Raw genomic sequence first — 16,530 nt, forward strand, 5'->3', positions numbered from 1 at the left:
CGCAGGGTCAGGTGGATTTCGAAGAGCCGCGACACGCCCTCATCAACCGCAAGTCGTTCCGGAAGAAGCTGGTCTTCCCCTAGAGGAGACTTGACCTTGAGCACGCGGCTCGCCTGAACGAAATCGGAAAAAGAAGATTGATCATTCATCGCGAACCTCGATAGCAGAGCCAAAAAAAATCCATCAGCTGTCAAAATCTCGACAGAATGCAATCAAACATTGTGGCGAAACCATGGACTCACCATGAATTCTGCAACCTGCATATGCCAAAATTCCATAGATGAGATCTGACAGGCTGAGGTATGGAGTGACGCTCGAAAGAAATCCGAGACAGACAAAACACGATGCCGAGACTTACGGCCTGCGCCGCGAAGAGGCCGTCGGCGCTCGCCATGGTGCCGGATGGTGGGTCAGTATCAGGCGGCGCGGCCACAGGATCGTCAGGCTGTTCAAGGACAGCATCTACGGTTCCGGCGATGCCGCCTACTGTCAGGCACGCGCCTACCGCGACGCCATCCTTCTTGCCATTCCGCCCGCCACCAATCACGAACAGGCCGTACTTCTGCGTAGAAACAACCGAAGTGGTATTTCCGGCGTCAGGCGCGTTGAGACGGCTGACGGGGATGTCTGGCAGGCAACGCTGATGACCAGTGAGGGGCAGAAAAGAGAAAACTTCTCCGTCGCCAAACTGGGCGAGGAAGCGGCAAAATCGATGGCGATCACACAGCGCCGTAAATGGCTGAAGGCGCTGCCCGTCACCCATCTCGCCTATGCGCATCACGCCGCGGAAGTGGCGCGCGCCCAATTTGGCGACGGGCTTGCGCCGGCGGATGATGTTTTGCCTGAGGTGCGTCTGACCGATGCTGACATCGAGGCGCGTATCAAAGAGATCAACGACCAATTTGATGCGTCTCGTCCGAAGCGACTGCGGGTTCGGGTAAAAAGCTATTCGAAGGACAGGATATCCATCGCAGTTTCCGATGCAGAAAGCCCCGCGCGGAAAAAGCTCATGCATCTCAACAGGCGAGGCAAGACAGGGATCGACATCGTCGAGGCGATCAACAGAAGCGTCCGGGAAACCTTGGCAGCAATTCATGATGAGAGGGTCGCGTGCTGGTTCAGCTCCACCTATGGGAACAAACTGCTCAATCCGCAGACATTCAACATTGATGAGGGTTTCAACGTGCTTGTTTTTGTGCCGGAGGAGCAGTGCAGCCGATGACGACTTTTCCGTCCGTTTCCCGCGCGGGAACGGCGTAAAAAAAGCCCACCCCATTACCTCATCGACTTGAGCTGATATTTATGACGGCGGAAGAGCCAATCTGAACAAAGGAATAATCGACCGCCCCCGTTTCCATCCGGCCGTTGTACTTTCTACCTCGTCATTCTTGTCGAGATCGTCTGGTGCACCAAGCCTCTCTACGCCGGTGCGCATGATCAGGCTACTCTTCGCCTGCCGTAACGATTAAAGAAGCCGTATGTCCCATGCTTGGTCGGAGGCTCTCCCGGGGCCCAGAGGCTGTTTTGAATTGTCGATGCAGATTAATTGAACCGGTGACAACTACTGTCCCGGGCGCTCCACCCGAGGGCTGGTTGCTCGAATTCCGGCCCTGAAAGTCAAATTCCCGCGTGCAATAAAATCCTTTATACGTTGATTGATGCCGAAGATATCCAAGGAGGTAACTGTGTTTCGCTGGGCTTACCGATTTCTGGCGGTTTTGGGAGTTGCTGTCGGTTCAGCCATTGCGGCGGACGGCGACGAAATGCGAATTTTCCACAACGCCGTTCATGTGGGCAAAGTGGAAACGGTCCAGACAATGCTCGCGACCGATCCCGGGCTTGCCGTTTCCAGGGACCAATATGGTTTCCAACCGATACACCTCCTCGACATGTATCCGGATAAGGAAGTGCTCGATCTCCTGCTTGAAAATGGGGCAAACATCAATGCTGTGAACGATGAGGGCGTCACCATTCTCCACATTGTCACCGATCCGGATGCCGTGCAGCTCCTTGTGGAACGAGGCGCAAACATTGAGGCTCGCGACAAAAGAGGATGGACCCCGTTGATCATGCAGGCAAATAATCAGCAGAATGGTCCGGATGTCGTCGCCGCTCTTCTTGCTCATGGCGCTGATCCGAATGCAGAAGGGCACGATGGCGAAACCGCCCTTTCCTTCGCAAGGGAAACGGGTGATGAATCATTTATCGAGGTCCTTACCGCAAACGGTGCGACGAAGTGACAACAGGTTCATGTTGAACGGCACCCTTCCTACCGCAAGACAAGGCGGCACTAGCTGCCAAAATCCTCAATCAGGTTTGGCTGGTTGCGTAAGATAGAATGGGATATTCAGCTCGGATACTGATGACTGTCTGCGCCCGAGCCGACTTCCTCGTTTCGCTCTCGAAGGGATCTGAACCTCCGACCCTTGCCCATCGCGTACTAAGCCACTGGAAACAGCCGAATTCGTTGCGAGCTTATCGGCTGCGCCATAACCACTACTATGGAACCTCAGACGGCTGCTGTCGGATTTCAGTCCCGAAACCAACAACAGCTCCCGCCCAGCCATTTCCAGCGGCTTGGCAGTTCAGGCCACGGCCTGTGCGCCGGTGATTTCGACAAGCGAACCGCACATGAACGCCGCCTCATCGGAGGCAAGGAAGGCGACAAGCGCAGCAACCTCTTCAGGCTTGCCGATCCGGCCGAACGGAACCATCTTGTCGAGATCGGCCATCGTCCGCCCCGAGCGTTTGACGCCGGCTTCGAGCATCGGCGTATGGATTTCACCTGGGCAGACGGCGTTTACGCGGATTTTGTCCGGTGCGTAGTCGCGCGCAAGGTTCTGCGTGAACGCGGCGACGGCGGCTTTGGTCGTGTTATAGGCGATGTGGTTCGGGGCCGGATAAAGTCCCCACTGAGAAGCGGTGTTGACGATCGCCCCGCCACCCCCGGCGATCATATGCGGTAGCGCAGCCCGGCAGAGATGGAACATCGAGTCGAGGTTGACAGTAAAGCTGATGTCCCAGTCCTCGTCAGAAAGGGACAACAAGTTTCCGCGCCGATTGATGCCTGCATTGTTGACAAGGATGTCAATCCGCTCTTTGAGAGAGAATGCCTTCTGGACTAGATCGAAGCACGAATCCTTCTTCGAGATGTCGGCAGCGATCACGAGTGCCGCGCCGCCTTCCGCCTCGATGCCCTTCACAACTTCTCTAGCCGCCTCTTCGTTTACGTCGGTGACCACGACCAACGAGCCTTCCAACGCCAGGCGACGCGCGATCGCAGAGCCGATGCCGCCGCCCGCACCCGTCACGATCGCAACCTTGTTCTCAAACCGTTTCATGGAATCTCCCCAAGTTATCTGATGTAGCTTCCGCCGTTGACGTCGAGTGTCGCGCCGTTAAGCGACGCCTGTCCCGGCCGTAGAATGAATGCAACGAGTTCGGCGACTTCGCCCGGTTCGGCCATCTCGCCGATTGGAATGTCCGATACCGCCGCCGCTTTTCCATGCGTCGCGATAAACTCTTCCGCCATGTCGGTGCGTACCCATCCAGGCGCGATCGCGATCGCAGTCACACCATCGGGGCCGAAGCTGCGGGCGATCGACTTTGTCAGATTGACGAGGGCAGCTTTCGTCGATCCATACGGCATCGCGTCTGCCGCATAGCCGCGCTGGCCTGCCCGGCTCGCCATGTTGACGATGCGCCCACCGCCGTTCGCCTTGAAGTGCCGGATAGCTTCCTTGGAGAGATCCGCGGCGGCGAAAAAGTTGATCTGGAACTCGCGCTGCCAGGCGGCCTTCCAGTCCGAAGCGGAAGCCTCAATAGAGATTTCGGTACGGATCCCTGCATTGTTCACGAGCGCATGGATTCTTCCCGCCACCGCCAGGGATCTCTCCCACAGTTCGAAGGGGCCTTCGTCAGATGAAAGGTCGCCCTGCACGATCCAGCCAACTTCGCCGATGTCGGAAAGCAATCGCTCGGCACTCGTGATGTCTCGCCCGTAGTGGATGATCGGCCGAGCGCCTTCAGCAGCTAGTTGCTTGACGACAGCCACGCCGATGCCGCCCGAGGCGCCGGTCACGAGTACGTTCTGCCCTTCGAGTGCCTTAGTCATCTCTCACCTCATTTCAGGAGGCCGACCTGCGGTCCCCAAGTGTCCGACAATGCAAAACCCGTCATGAACGGGTCATCACTTTCCACTCGCAATTCGGTTCGACCGTACACGTAGCCACGCCCTGTGATACTTGGAAGCACGGCCTTGCGACCGCCAATCTCGGTCTCTCCGATCACTTCGGCAATGAACTCACCGCCGATAATCGATCTGGACGTCCGCGCATCGCCTACGGTGACGAGACCCCGTGCGTGAAGCGTTGCGAGATTTGCCGAGCTTCCAGTGCCACACGGAGAGCGGTCGACGCGTCCCGGCTGGAGTGTGGTGCAAGTGCGTACGGCACCGTCCGGTTCGTTGTCACGGAACATGACGTAGGCGATCTCGTCGACGCCAGGCAGCGTCGGATGCGACACACTTACCTGCTCGGCAAGAAGCCGCTTGAGTTCGATCCCTGCCTCCGCGAGCTTCCGGGCGTTGTCGGGCGCGATCGTGAGGTCGACTTGCCCAACGTCTACCAGGGCGTAGTAGACGCCGCCGAACGCAATATCGACCTTGATGCGCCCCCACGCTGGGGTGTCGATCTCATGATCCAGCAGCTCTGCAAAGCTCGGCACGTTGTTGAGGCTGACACCGACGCAACGACCGTTCTCACATCGGGCCTGGGCCACGATCAAGCCCGCGGGCGTGTCCAGCCTGACGGTCGTCTCAGGTTCGACCATCGGAATGCGGCCGCTCTCGAGAAGGGCAGTTACGAAGCAGATGCAATTGCTGCCAGACATGGGATGAGCGCGATCAGCCTGAAGCACGATGAAGCCGGCGTCGGCGTCCGGCCGTGTCGGGGCGACCAGCAGGTTCACCGACATGGCGACGTTGGCACGCGGTTCGAACGTAACGAACCTGCGAAGACTATCGTCCACATTATTGATATGGTTCATCTTGTCCAGCATGGTCGCTCCGGGGATCTCCGGAGCGCCGCCGACGAGGACGTGGCCAAGTTCTCCCTGGCAATGAACCAGAAGAAGGTCGAGATGCTTTCCGAATTCCATGCTCGCTGGCCTCACTTGATGTACCAGCCCCAGGGCTTGTTGGTCACGTACTTGGTGATCTGCTTGGTCTCGAGGTAGTTTTCGAGACCCCAGTGTCCGAGTTCTCGGCCGATACCCGATTCCTTGTAGCCGCCCCATGGCGCTTCCGTGAATGTCGGCTGCGAGCAGTTGATCCAGACAATGCCGGCGCGGAAGGCGGCTGCAACGCGCTCGGCGCGAGCGTCGTCCTTCGACATCACGGCCGCTCCGAGACCGAAACGGGAATCATTCGAAAGCTCGATCGCCTCGTCCTCGGTCTTGAACGGCTTGACGCAGACGACCGGTCCGAAAATCTCCTCGATCCAGGCGTCGCTATCCAGCGGCACGTCGGTGAGGATCGTTGGCTGCAGGTAGTAGCCCTTGTCAAAGCCTTCCGGACGTTCGCCGCCGCTGGCGACGGTCGCTCCCGCCTTTCGCGCGCCCTCGATCGCGGCGACGACGTTCTCATATTGCTTCCGTGATACGAGCGGTCCAAGGAGCACGCCCTCGTCGAGGCCGTTACCGATCTTGATCTTCTTCGTCTCCTCGACCAATCGGGCCATGAAACGATCGTAGATGGTATCCTGGACCAGAACGCGCGACGTGCCGGAGCAGACTTGTCCTTGGTTCCAGAAGATGCCGAACATGACCCACTCGACCGCGTCGTCGATATCCGCGTCCTCGAACACCACGAATGGCGACTTGCCACCGAGTTCGAGGCTGATGCGCTTGATGTCGCGCGCAGCGGCGGCCATGATCTTCGAGCCCACCGGGCCAGAGCCCGTGAAGGCCAGCTTGTCGACGCCCTTGTGATCAATGATGGCCTGCCCGGCGACCGAGCCGGTGCCGGTCAAGACGTTCAGGACGCCCGGAGGAAGCCCCGCCTCATCTGCGACCGCCGCAAGCTCAAGCGCCGTAAGCGAGGTGAGTTCTGCAGGCTTCAGGACGATCGTGCATCCTGCCGCGAGGGCCGGAGCCACCTTCCAGGCGGCCATCAGAAGCGGGAAGTTCCAGGGGATGATCGCGCCGGCCACGCCGACCGGCTCCTTGACCGCCTTGGATGTAAAGCGATCGTCCGGCAACGCGATGATTTCTTCCGGATTGTTGTCGAGCTGCTCGGCGAGGTCCGCGTAGAAGTCGAAGCAACCGGCAGCGTCCGCAATATCCCAGTCCGCTTCGGGAAACGGCTTTCCATTGTCGAGGACTTCAAGCTTGGCGATCTCCGACTGCCGGGCGCGGATACCGTCCGCGATCGCGCGCAGATACTTGGCGCGCTGCGCTCCCGTGAGCTTAGGCCAACCGTCCTTGTCGAACGCCCGGCGAGCAGCTTTCACCGCGATGTCGACGTCTTCGGCCGTGGCGGAAGCAATCGTTTGAATGACTTCCTCGGTCGCCGGGTTCGTCACGGTGGAAGAGCCACCCTTGACCGGCTTCGCCCATTTGCCATCGATATAGAGTTCGGTTCGCATTGTCAGTTCCCTTGCCTTCGTTGGTCGCAGCCGGTTTAGAACCGGTCGACGCGATAGGGTTTCATGTCGACGGGCGGCGCAACGCCCGTAATGAGATCCGTCATCAGACGGGCTGTGGTGGCCCCGTAAGTCAGGCCAAGATGTCCGTGACCCGTGGCGTACCAGACATTCGTTCTCTTTGCGGACCGGCCCATCACCGGCACCGTGTCGGGCATAGCCGGCCGATGGCCCATCCATTCCGTGACGCCCTCCACCTGCAGCTCGGGAAGCGCTTCCCTTGCCCGCTTCACCAGCACCTTCGCCCGACGGTAGTCAGGGGCGGCGTCGAGCCCCGCCATCTCGACCGTGCCGCCAACACGGATGCCTCCTGCGGTCGGCGTGACCATGAAGGCACGAGCCGGCCAGATGAGAGAGTGACGCATGGAGACGCCGGGCGCCTGGATTTGCGTATGGTAGCCGCGCTCGGTCTCGAGGGGGATCGGCTCGCCGAGCATGGCCGACAGTCGCCCAGTGAATGCCCCTGCGGCGAGAACCACCCTATCCGCTTCAATCCTTCGTCCGTCTTTCAAGCCCACGGCGCTGACGCCACCGCCTTCATGTTCAAAGCCCACGACCTCGCCGGTCTGAACGGAACCGCCCAGCTTCTTGAACTGGTCCGCAAGCGCTACGACGAGCTCATAGGGATTGGCTATGGACCGGTTGTCCGGGAAGAGCACCGCCTTGCCAATCTTCGTGGTGATCGCAGGTTCGAGGTCGCGAATGGCGTTGCTGCCAAGGACTTCATATCGAAAGCCAAACCGGTCGAGAATTTCGATATGTTCGTGGTCGGCTCTGAACTCGGCCTCGTCGGTGTAGACGCTGAGGCAACCCTCGGCGGAAATCATGTGCCGGAGGCCGGTCTCGTCGAGTAGCGCATCCAGGTCTTCGTAGACGCGACGGCACAAGACAGCGCCCGCCGACTCCAACTCGCGAAGCTTTGAAGGTCGGCTGGCTGATAGAAAGCGCAGGAACCAGGGGATAAGCTTTGGCATGTAGGAGGGTCGAATACGAACCGGGCCTTCGGGATCGAGCATCCATCCCGGCATCTGCACCCAGATTCCCGGACGGGACGCAGGCATGAATTCAGTCACGGCAATGCTCGCCATGTTGCCATAGGACGCGCCCGTCCCCGGCTCGTTGCGATCAAGGAGCACCACGGTCTCGCCACGACGCTGTAATTGGTATGCGATTGCTGTGCCGATGATCCCGGCACCGACGACGATGGTTTGAGACACTTCAGCTCCTCGATCTTGGGAAGACGGCCGGAGGTCTGTTCCGGCCGGTCGCATCTTTTACCAATTCAGGATCGGCTGCATCGCAGCCTTGAATTCGGCCTTCTCTTCGGCGGTCAGCTCTCCGAGCGGAGCGCGGGTGATACCAACCGGAAGCCCCTGCAGCTCGCAGCCGTACTTCACCTTCTGCACGAACTTACCGCTTTCGAGGATGTTCATCGCGCGATAGAGGACGATCATCTTCTCCCGCGCGGCCTTCAGGTCGCCCGAGCGGAAGGTCCGGTCGAGGTCAACACAGGCCTTCGCCATGCAGTTGGCGGGTCCGCAGATCCAGGAGTCGGCGCCCCAGAACATGAAGTCGAGAGCGATGTCGTCCGAACCGGATACGAGGTCGATGCGGCCACTGTAACGCGAATGGATGTCGATGGCGCGCTGGAGGGATCCCGAGCTTTCCTTGATCCCCAGCACGCGCCGATCGTCCGCGAGCGCGTCCAGGATGTCGAAGCCAATCTCAACGCCGTCCTTGTAGGGGTAGCTGTAGAGAACGAGATTGACGTCGGTTTCCTTCAGAACCGTCTTGAAGTGCGAGAGGAGTTCGTCCTGCGTCGGACGGGTGTAGAACGGCGTTGCGAGCAGCACCGTGTCGTAACCGATTTCCTTGGCCTTCAACGTGTTCTCGATGACCTCTCGGGTGGCAGGCGCGTTAGTACCCGCGATGAGGATCTCGCCGTCATTCGCAAAGTCCTTCACGAACTTGAGCACTTCAAGGCGCTCGTCGTTTGAAAGGGCGGAATACTCGCCAGTCGAGCCCATCGGAACCCAGCCCGTGACACCAGCGGCACGCAGCGCAGTCAGGTGCTTTTCGTAGGCCTTAAAATCGACCTTGCCGTTCGCGTCGAACGGGGTGATGAGCGCGGGCATGACGCCGGAAAGTTTCATGGAATTGTTCTCCTGTAACGGGCCGCTAGATTGCGAGTTTCTTGAGGATACGTCCCTCGACGAGCGTGACTGCTCGTGTGATGGGGAAAGCGATGACGAAGTAGATGAGAGCGACCACGGTGAGCACTTCGACAGGCCTGGCCGTGTTGTTGGAAATGTTCTGACTGACGAACATCAGGTCTGCCATGCCGACCGCCGAGACCAGTGCGCTCTCCTTGAAGAGGCTGACGCAGTTCGACAGAAGCGTCGGGATCGCGCGCAGGACGGCTTGGGGAAGAATGACGCTGGTCACCTGCACCCACGACGGCAGACCGAGGGCGACGCATGCATCCCTCTGCTCAGGCCCGATCGATTTGAGGCTGGCGCGAAACGTCTCGCTGGTGATCGCTCCCATGTAGAGCGTCAAGGCGATGACGCCGGATGCGAAGTTAGAGAGTTCGACGCCCAGGATCAGGGGCAGGCAGAAGAAGATCCAGAAAAGCTGGATGAGCACGGGCGTGCCGCGGAAGAACTCGACGTAGGTTCCGGAAATCAGGCGAAGAAAGGTGCTGCGCGATGTTCGCGCCAGGCCGGCAAGGAAGCCAAGCATGCATCCCAACAAAATACAGACCGCCGTGAGCTCCAACGTCGTCATGAGCCCGAGAAGGAGCGCATGTTCGAACCTTGCGAGGACGGAGAAATCAAGCGACATATGAGCCTCCTAGCTTGCGAGCATTTGACGACGGCGTTCCAGAAACCCGACGATCTGGGTGACGGGGAACGACACGGCGAAATAGATGAGGGCCACGACGGTGAATGTTTCGATCGGACGATATGTTTCGGTGGCAAGCGATTTCGCCTCATACATAAGGTCGGCGATTGCAACGATGGCGACGAGCGCGCTTTGCTGGAAGATGACGATGCCGTTTGTTAAAAGCACCGGAACCGAGGCGCGGAACGCGGTCGGAAACACGATATAGAGAACGCGTTGCCAAGGATTGAGCCCCAGCGCGATCCCGGCGTCGAGCTGTTCCCTGGGAACCGCCTGAATCGACGCGCGGTAAGCTTCGGCGTTGAAGGCTGTGAGGTTGAGGCCGAGCGCCATCACCCCCATCGTGATTGGATCGAGGAAGACGTCGAACAGCATTGGCACGCAGTAAAAGATCCACACGATCTGGACGATCGCAGGCGTACACCGGAAGAACTCGACGAAGAGCATGAACGGCATGCGAAGGAGCCGGTACGGGCTCATCAGCAGCAGGGCGAGGCCGAAGCCGGCGATAACGCCTATGATGTTCGCAGCGACCGTCAGCTCGAGCGATACCACCAGCCCCCGCAAAAGTGGTGCAAAGGAAATGGAGTTAAAGTCGAACGTGTAGTTCATCGCCACCTCCTATTGCTTGATGTGGAAAACGCGGTCGATGAATTCCTTGGTGCGCTCCTCCTTCGGAGAACCGAGCACCTGTTCGGGCGGACCGTCTTCGACCACGACGCCGCCGGCACAGAAGATGACGCGGGACGCGATGTTCTTTGCGAACCACATGTCATGCGTGACGATCATCATCGGCATGTTCTGCGAGGCGAGCTGCATGATCACCTGCTCGACTTCGCTGACAAGTTCCGGGTCGAGCGCAGAAGTCACCTCGTCGAACAGCATCAGCTTGGGATCGAGCATCAGGGCGCGCGCGATGGCGACCCGCTGTTTCTGGCCGCCCGATAGCTGGGCCGGGTAGGCCTTGGCTTTCGCGCCCAGGCCGAACCGCTCAAGGAGAGCCTGGGCACGGGCCTGCGCCGACGCTTTCGGTTCGCCCCGGACCTTGCATGGTGCGAGCATCAAGTTCTGGATGACGCTGAGATGTGGGAACAGCGTATAGTGCTGAAACACCATGCCGATCGAACGACGAACGTTGGTGTCGATGAGGGTCTTCTTGGCTGGCCCCTCCGAAGAGATGTAAGGCTTGCCGTCGAAACTGATCGAACCGCTGTCAATCTGTTCGAGGCCCATCATGACGCGGAGAAGCGTGCTCTTGCCGCCGCCGCTCGGACCTATGACGACGACGCGGTCGCCGGGCTTCATTTCGATGTCGATGCCCCTGAGCACCTGAATCGCACCGTCGCCGTAGCTCTTGTGCAGGGCCTGCATTTTAACGAGAGGTAAATTGAAAGACATGGTCATGGCCGATCTCGGTTTACATCGAGTGCGGGACAGCGCCGACCAATGGGCGTCAGCGCTGTTGGCGATGTTAGTTCGAGCCCTTGAGGACCTGATCGACCGCCTTCTTGATCAAATCGTCGACGTGACCCGTCGCGACCTTCTCTTCAAGGAAGATATTGACCACTTCGACATCGGCCGTAGACATGTTGTGCGGCAGGCCGAAGGAAACGCCCTGCTTGGCGAGCGCCGGCGTCGGGCTGAGTGCAACCGCCCAGTCTGGATTCGCCTGCGTCAGAAGCAGGTTGGTGTCGGAGGCGTCCACCAGGATGTCTGCGCGCTTGGACGTCAGCGCCAGGCGCGTCTCGTCGTTGCCCGGCAGGCGCATGATCGTGGCGGTCTTGACCGCGGCCGAAATGGCCTTGTCCTGCGCGGTACCCGACATGACAGCGATCGTGACGCCAGCCTTGTCGACGTCAGCGACCGACGATGCGCCCTGCGGAATCTTCGGGTTGTTCTTGTTGTAGACGAGAGAGATCTGGTACTCCATCGCCGGGATCGAGAACTGGACGGCCATGGCGCGCGCCGGAGTGCGGTTGAGCGCCAGGGAGACGTCCCACTTGCTCGCCTGCAGGCCCGCTACTATGTTGTCCCAGGTCGTATCGACGAACTCAGCCTTGACCTTGAGGGCGTCGGCGAATTCACGGCAAAGATCGGCGTAAAAGCCCGAGTATTCACCAGTCGCGGGATCACGCATGATGTAAGGCGGGGCGACGGCCGCACCGCATTTCAGAACACCGGCCTTCTGGACGCCCTGCCAGTATCCTTCGGCGGTCTGGGCGTGGGCAGAGGTGGCGGACAGACCTGCCACCAGGGCGAGCGCGGGCATCGCCCGCAAGGCGGACGTTATCATCTTCGAAAGCATCGGCATTCCTCTTTGCTGTGCGCGAAGCGCGTTGTTCCACTCGTCGGCTTGAGCCGTTCTTTTGTTCTTATCTGTCGGCTTGGTGTCGACTGACGATAAAATGTCAACAGCGTGTCGACAAAGTCAAGCGAAAAAATTACATTGCGAGCAGCGGGGTTTTCTGGCCCAATGCCGCATTGCGAAAGAAAGGGACCTAAGTGTCTGACGAGACTGAAACGAAGCGGGTGCGCGGAACCGGCTCGCGAAGCGTATATGAAAGCCTGAGAAATGAGATTCTCTCGCTCGCACTTCCTCCGGGCCAGCTCCTGGACGAGACGACGCTCGCAGAGCGCTTCAACATGTCCCGCGCTCCGGTGCGCGAAGCTCTCATCCGTCTCGGCTCGGACGAGCTGGTCGTAACACTTTCGAACCGCAGCACGATCGTCGCCCCGATCGAAGTCGCAACGTTTCCGAAGTACGTGGAGGCGCTCGATATCGCCCAGCGGATGAACACGCGGTTGGCGGCGGCGCTACGAACGGACGCCGACCTCAAGGTTATCGCCAAGCGCGACAAGGCGTTCGCCGCCGCGGTCAAGACCGGAAACCATCTCGCCATGTCGGAGGCCAACAAGGAATTCCACATGGCGATCGCCTACGCCGGCAAGAACCAATATCTCGCGTCCTTCTACGAGAAGCTTCTCTCGCAGGGACAGCGCATGCTTCATCTGCATTTCGAGTATCTTGAGAGAACCCACGAAGGCTATCTCCTGACTGACGAGCATACCAAGATGTTCGAGGCCGTCCGCGATCGGAATATCGATCTGGCTGACGAGCTGGCCCACGCTCACACGCGGCAGTTCCAGGACAACTTCATCAACTTCATGCGCGAGAACTACACAACGGATGTTACGCTCGGTCCATTGCGAGCTGCGGAGTAGATCCTGAGCGTCAACAGCATGGGCTTCGTCGGGACAATTTCAGAAGCGATGGGTCGCGGGCTTCCGGGACCGCCCTGCAGTGGGGAACGCGGGTAGAATTGTGGAAGCGACCGCTAGCGACGCAGAACGGCTATGCCTTCATCACAGCCGCCTCTGTTCGGATATTCGACAGATGTGTTCCGATAGCAACGACCGCACGCGCTTCGCTGATCAGATCATCATCGATAGCGATAGAAGACCGGCGGAAACTGGTTCTCGTCGCGAATGCCAAGGATAACAAGCGCGGTCAGCCGCTCCGGATCCGTAGTCACACCACGGGTATCAACCTTTTCACGGATCAGTTGCTCACGAATAAAACGGCCCATGTGTTCGTCACCGACGCGTGTGATGACTGCACTTTCATTCCGAGGCGCGCTGCGCCACATGCAATGTTCGTGGGGCTGCCACCAATGTATTTGTGGAAGGTTCCCATGTCCTCCAGACGGCCACCCACCTGTGCACCGTAGCGATCGACGCTGGACCGTCCGATGGTGATAACATCGAGTTGCTTATTCATCTTCGTCTTTCCGCTGCACACACGACCTGATCAAGGCATGCGTCCGCCTGCACGCGCATTGGCTGAGTTAATGACTGGAGACGGTGCTGTTACCGCGTCCGGGTGTTTGAAAAACCGCTACGGCTCGATCTGAATGGTTCGTCCTTCAATTGCGGACAGGCGGGCAGCATCGAGAACTGCAAGAGTTGCCGCGGCTTGCTCTGCGGTGACGGGAGGCTCACCTTTTTCGTCAACGGCCTTCGCAAAAGCTTCGTAGTAGGAATGATAGCGGCCCTGTTCCGACGGAACACGCTCCTCACGTGTTCGCGTTTTCAGAACTCCCCATCGGTCGGGTGCTTCGTACCCCCACCCTTGCAGGTCGTCCGCCGGCTTTTTCCCTGCGAAGATCGCCTGCGTCTGGACGTCGGTGCCGAAAGAAACATAGCTGCCGTTTTTTCCATAGGCCCTGAACTCCCGCGTCGTCAGGCGGTTGAGTTTCGATGCCGACAGATGAGAGTGCACACCGTTGGCATGCATCAGATTGATGACAAACCCGGCGTCGGTGTTGCCCTGCGCCGTTTGTGCCATGTCGATGTAGGCCGAGACGTGTTTGACAGGCCCGATCAGCCAGAGCATTTGATCCACGAGATGGCTACCGAGATCACGTAGCAGCCCTCCCGTCGGCCCAGCTTCCAGCGTGTCCGGATCATCGAACTCCATGCGGGAGTGCACTCTCCACAACGCGCCGAGCTGGCCGGTTTCCAGAACCTTTTTCAACGTCAGGATGTCGGCGTCAAAACGACGGTTATGGTAAACGCCAAGAACGACGCCGGCTTGCTTTGCGGCTTCATCGAGCTCGCGGGCGACTGCGGCACTGGGAGCAAAGGGTTTATCAGCAACGACGTGCAGGCCGGCCGCGATTGCCTCCAGGACAAGTTCACGTCGGGTATGCGGTGGCGTCGTTATGGTGACGGCATCGATATCTCCGGCATTTATCATCGCCGTCAAACTATCGTAGACGGCGACATCTGGCAGATCGGCTTGCACCCTGCAAATGGTCTCGGGCGCTCGCGCGACAACGCCTGTTAGCTCCACTCCATCCGCTGCTGCGATGTAGGGCGCGTGGAAATGCCGCCCGCCCGTGCCGTATCCTACCAGTCCGATGCGCATGTGTTTTCCCTGCCTCAACCCGATTACTGCTTCCAGTACTTGGCGACGTATCGCCGGGTTTCGCTGAGCATGAAACGCGCGCTTTCATCGACACGATCTTCCCAGGCAAACACGCAGTTCGACAGCACGCCGTCGAATTTCATGTCGGCGAGCGTCGCAAAGAAGGTCTCCCAGTCGATCTCGCCCTGGCCGAAATCGGTGTGCTGATGCACCCTGACCTTCGAGCCGGGGGGATTGACGATGTAGCGCAGCTGAGAAGACTTGTTGTGGTCATAGGTATCGGCAAGGCGCACATGCACCAGATGGCCCTCGGTGGCACGGAGGTTAGCCACCATGTCCGGCCCGTAGAAGAACGTATGCGGCGCGATGAAGGAGGCCTTCACCGCCTTGGAATTGATGGTCTTGATAATGTCGATAGCCGGCGCGATCTCCTCGATCCAGTCTTCGGGATGGGCCTCCAGCGACAGCACCAGCCCCTCCCGTTCGAGGATCGGCACCAGAATATCCATGGCGCGGAAGAACTGCGCTTCGCAGGTTTCCGGACGATGCAGGCCGGAACGGTCGTTGAGGCTGCGCTCCGGCGAGCCGCCGCGGCCGAATTCCGAAACGAACATCGGGCATTCCATCTCGACGGCGATCTCGATGGCGCGTTTCCAGTTGTCGATCGCCACTTCCCATTCGTCCGGATAGGGGCTTGCCCAGCGATACATCGGCTGGAGCGTCGCAAGGCCGACACCATGGTCCTTCAGCGCCTTTTTGAATTCGGCGACGCGTTCGGGATAGACCTTCGGCCGGGTCCACCAGGAAAGGAAATCCGGACGGGGTGAAAGTTCGACGTAGTCATAGCCGAGTTCGGCAACCTTGCGGCAGGTCTCGGCCAGCGAAAGGTCTCGGAACATGTGGGGATCGAGCGTATGTTTCATGGCTGTTTCCAGTGAAGTGATAAACGGACCGGGGCCGAAGCCCCGGCTTATTTGGCGTAGGCAGACATGTTTTCCGGGGTGACGAGTTCGAAGGGCACCCAGAGCGTCTTTTCAGCGCCCTGCCCGGCAGCAGCCTTCACCGCCGTCTGAACCGAGACCTCGCCCTGCTTCGTCGCATTCTGGTAGACGGTAATGTCGAGATCGCCGGCCTGCATGGCGGCAAGACCGTCCGGCGTGGCATCGATGCCGGCGATGACGACATCCTTCATGGAAACGCCCGCCGCCTTCAGCGCCTGCGCGGCGCCGATCGCCATTTCATCATTATTGGCGATGACGGCATCGAACTGGATGCCCGCCGTCAGCCAGGATGAAACCAGGTCCTGCGCCTGCGTGCGGCTCCAGTTCGCCGTCTGCTTTTCGAGAATTTCGATCTTGCAGTCAGGCTTGGAAAACACCGTTTCCACATCCTTGGTGCGCACCAGCGCCGCATGGTTTTCCAAAGGTCCCATCAGGATCACGGCCTTGCCCTTGCCGCCCATCAGCTTGCAGGCGGCTTCCGCTTCCATGGTGCCGGAATCGAGTTCGTTGGAACCGACAAAGGCCGTCCCATCAGGCAGGCCGGTTTCCAGTTCGGCCGGCGGATGGTTGACGTAGACGAGAGGGATTTTTGCGGCGGATGCGGCTTTGGTGATCGCGGTGGTGGCATCACCATCCACGGCATTGACGATGATCGCATCAACGCCATTGGCGATGAAATTCTGCACCTGATTGAGCTGCTTCGACGGATCAAGCTGGGCATCCTCGACCAGAAGCTCGATATTTTTATCGCGCCCGGCCTCGGCCCTGATACCGTTGAGCAGGATCGTCAGAAACGGATTGTCGAAAGACGTCATGGACACCGCAATGCGGGTCTCGGCAAGGGCCGGTGTCGCGAAGACGCAGAGCGCCGTCGCCATCAGTAATTTTTTCAAGGTTTCCTCCCGCGGAAATCGCCGCTGGTTGCTTCATTTCTTGTCGCCGGAGCCGGCCATCCTACCGGCTCCGGCGCGTTCGCCCAGCCTGGCGGCATTCCCCG

General features: G+C 59.4%; 16 protein-coding genes and 1 pseudogene. 3 read left to right on the forward strand and 14 right to left on the reverse strand.

Features of this window, described 5'->3' with window-relative positions; all coding sequences use genetic code 11:
- Positions 1–307: 307 nt before the first annotated feature.
- Positions 308–1,222: a hypothetical protein gene (locus AKG12_RS23370; RefSeq protein WP_285277799.1), complete on the forward strand. Its 915-nt coding sequence runs from the start codon at positions 308–310 to the stop codon at positions 1,220–1,222.
- 436 nt (positions 1,223–1,658) lie between these two features.
- Complete coding sequence (locus AKG12_RS23375; RefSeq protein WP_052820622.1) at positions 1,659–2,240, forward strand: ankyrin repeat domain-containing protein; 582 nt, start codon at positions 1,659–1,661, stop codon at positions 2,238–2,240.
- Positions 2,241–2,585: 345 nt separating this feature from the next.
- Here AKG12_RS23375 and AKG12_RS23380 read toward each other — a convergent pair whose 3' ends face one another.
- From AKG12_RS23380 to AKG12_RS23425, 10 genes are all read right to left on the reverse strand, one after another.
- A complete protein-coding gene (locus tag AKG12_RS23380) occupies positions 2,586–3,341 on the reverse strand; it encodes an SDR family NAD(P)-dependent oxidoreductase (RefSeq protein ID WP_052820623.1) in 756 nt (251 codons plus the stop codon).
- A 14-nt stretch (positions 3,342–3,355) separates the two neighbouring features.
- Complete coding sequence (locus tag AKG12_RS23385; protein WP_052820624.1) at positions 3,356–4,114, reverse strand: SDR family NAD(P)-dependent oxidoreductase; 759 nt, start codon at positions 4,112–4,114, stop codon at positions 3,356–3,358.
- 8 nt (positions 4,115–4,122) lie between these two features.
- Positions 4,123–5,157, reverse strand: a complete 1,035-nt coding sequence (locus AKG12_RS23390) for a proline racemase family protein (RefSeq protein WP_052820625.1) — start codon at positions 5,155–5,157, stop codon at positions 4,123–4,125.
- Positions 5,158–5,168: 11 nt separating this feature from the next.
- Positions 5,169–6,644, reverse strand: coding sequence for an aldehyde dehydrogenase family protein (locus tag AKG12_RS23395; RefSeq protein WP_052820626.1), 1,476 nt, complete (start codon positions 6,642–6,644; stop codon positions 5,169–5,171).
- 35 nt (positions 6,645–6,679) lie between these two features.
- Positions 6,680–7,918: an NAD(P)/FAD-dependent oxidoreductase gene (locus AKG12_RS23400; protein WP_052820627.1), complete on the reverse strand. Its 1,239-nt coding sequence runs from the start codon at positions 7,916–7,918 to the stop codon at positions 6,680–6,682.
- Between the two features lie 57 nt (positions 7,919–7,975).
- A complete protein-coding gene (gene dapA / locus AKG12_RS23405) occupies positions 7,976–8,854 on the reverse strand; it encodes a 4-hydroxy-tetrahydrodipicolinate synthase (RefSeq protein WP_046802146.1) in 879 nt (292 codons plus the stop codon).
- Between the two features lie 25 nt (positions 8,855–8,879).
- Complete coding sequence (locus AKG12_RS23410; protein WP_046802147.1) at positions 8,880–9,545, reverse strand: amino acid ABC transporter permease; 666 nt, start codon at positions 9,543–9,545, stop codon at positions 8,880–8,882.
- Positions 9,546–9,554: 9 nt separating this feature from the next.
- Positions 9,555–10,217 (reverse strand): amino acid ABC transporter permease, encoded by a 663-nt coding sequence (locus AKG12_RS23415; protein WP_046802148.1) that lies wholly within the window; start codon positions 10,215–10,217, stop codon positions 9,555–9,557.
- Between the two features lie 9 nt (positions 10,218–10,226).
- Complete coding sequence (locus tag AKG12_RS23420; RefSeq protein ID WP_046802149.1) at positions 10,227–11,009, reverse strand: amino acid ABC transporter ATP-binding protein; 783 nt, start codon at positions 11,007–11,009, stop codon at positions 10,227–10,229.
- Positions 11,010–11,076: 67 nt separating this feature from the next.
- Positions 11,077–11,910 (reverse strand): substrate-binding periplasmic protein, encoded by an 834-nt coding sequence (locus tag AKG12_RS23425; RefSeq protein WP_052820697.1) that lies wholly within the window; start codon positions 11,908–11,910, stop codon positions 11,077–11,079.
- A gap of 197 nt (positions 11,911–12,107) precedes the next feature.
- On the opposite strand from AKG12_RS23425, the gene AKG12_RS23430 reads away from it, so the two are divergent.
- Positions 12,108–12,827 carry a GntR family transcriptional regulator gene (locus tag AKG12_RS23430; RefSeq protein ID WP_052820628.1) on the forward strand — a complete coding sequence of 240 codons (720 nt, stop codon included), beginning with the start codon at positions 12,108–12,110 and terminating at the stop codon, positions 12,825–12,827.
- A gap of 133 nt (positions 12,828–12,960) precedes the next feature.
- Here AKG12_RS23430 and AKG12_RS29640 read toward each other — a convergent pair.
- The 4 genes and pseudogenes from AKG12_RS29640 to AKG12_RS23450 form a co-directional block, all read right to left on the reverse strand.
- Positions 12,961–13,383, reverse strand: a pseudogene (locus AKG12_RS29640) (PfkB family carbohydrate kinase); the annotation flags it as partial.
- 117 nt (positions 13,384–13,500) lie between these two features.
- Positions 13,501–14,532, reverse strand: a complete 1,032-nt coding sequence (locus tag AKG12_RS23440; protein ID WP_052820630.1) for a Gfo/Idh/MocA family oxidoreductase — start codon at positions 14,530–14,532, stop codon at positions 13,501–13,503.
- Between the two features lie 23 nt (positions 14,533–14,555).
- The gene (locus tag AKG12_RS23445) at positions 14,556–15,455 is read right to left on the reverse strand and encodes a sugar phosphate isomerase/epimerase family protein (RefSeq protein WP_052820631.1); all 900 of its coding nucleotides are present in this window, start codon (positions 15,453–15,455) and stop codon (positions 14,556–14,558) included.
- Between the two features lie 47 nt (positions 15,456–15,502).
- Positions 15,503–16,426: a sugar ABC transporter substrate-binding protein gene (locus tag AKG12_RS23450; RefSeq protein WP_080842983.1), complete on the reverse strand. Its 924-nt coding sequence runs from the start codon at positions 16,424–16,426 to the stop codon at positions 15,503–15,505.
- Positions 16,427–16,530: the final 104 nt, after the last annotated feature.

Origin of the sequence: Agrobacterium sp. SUL3 (assembly GCF_001263295.1) — a bacterium.
In the GTDB taxonomy this organism is placed as follows: domain Bacteria; phylum Pseudomonadota; class Alphaproteobacteria; order Rhizobiales; family Rhizobiaceae; genus Agrobacterium; species Agrobacterium tomkonis.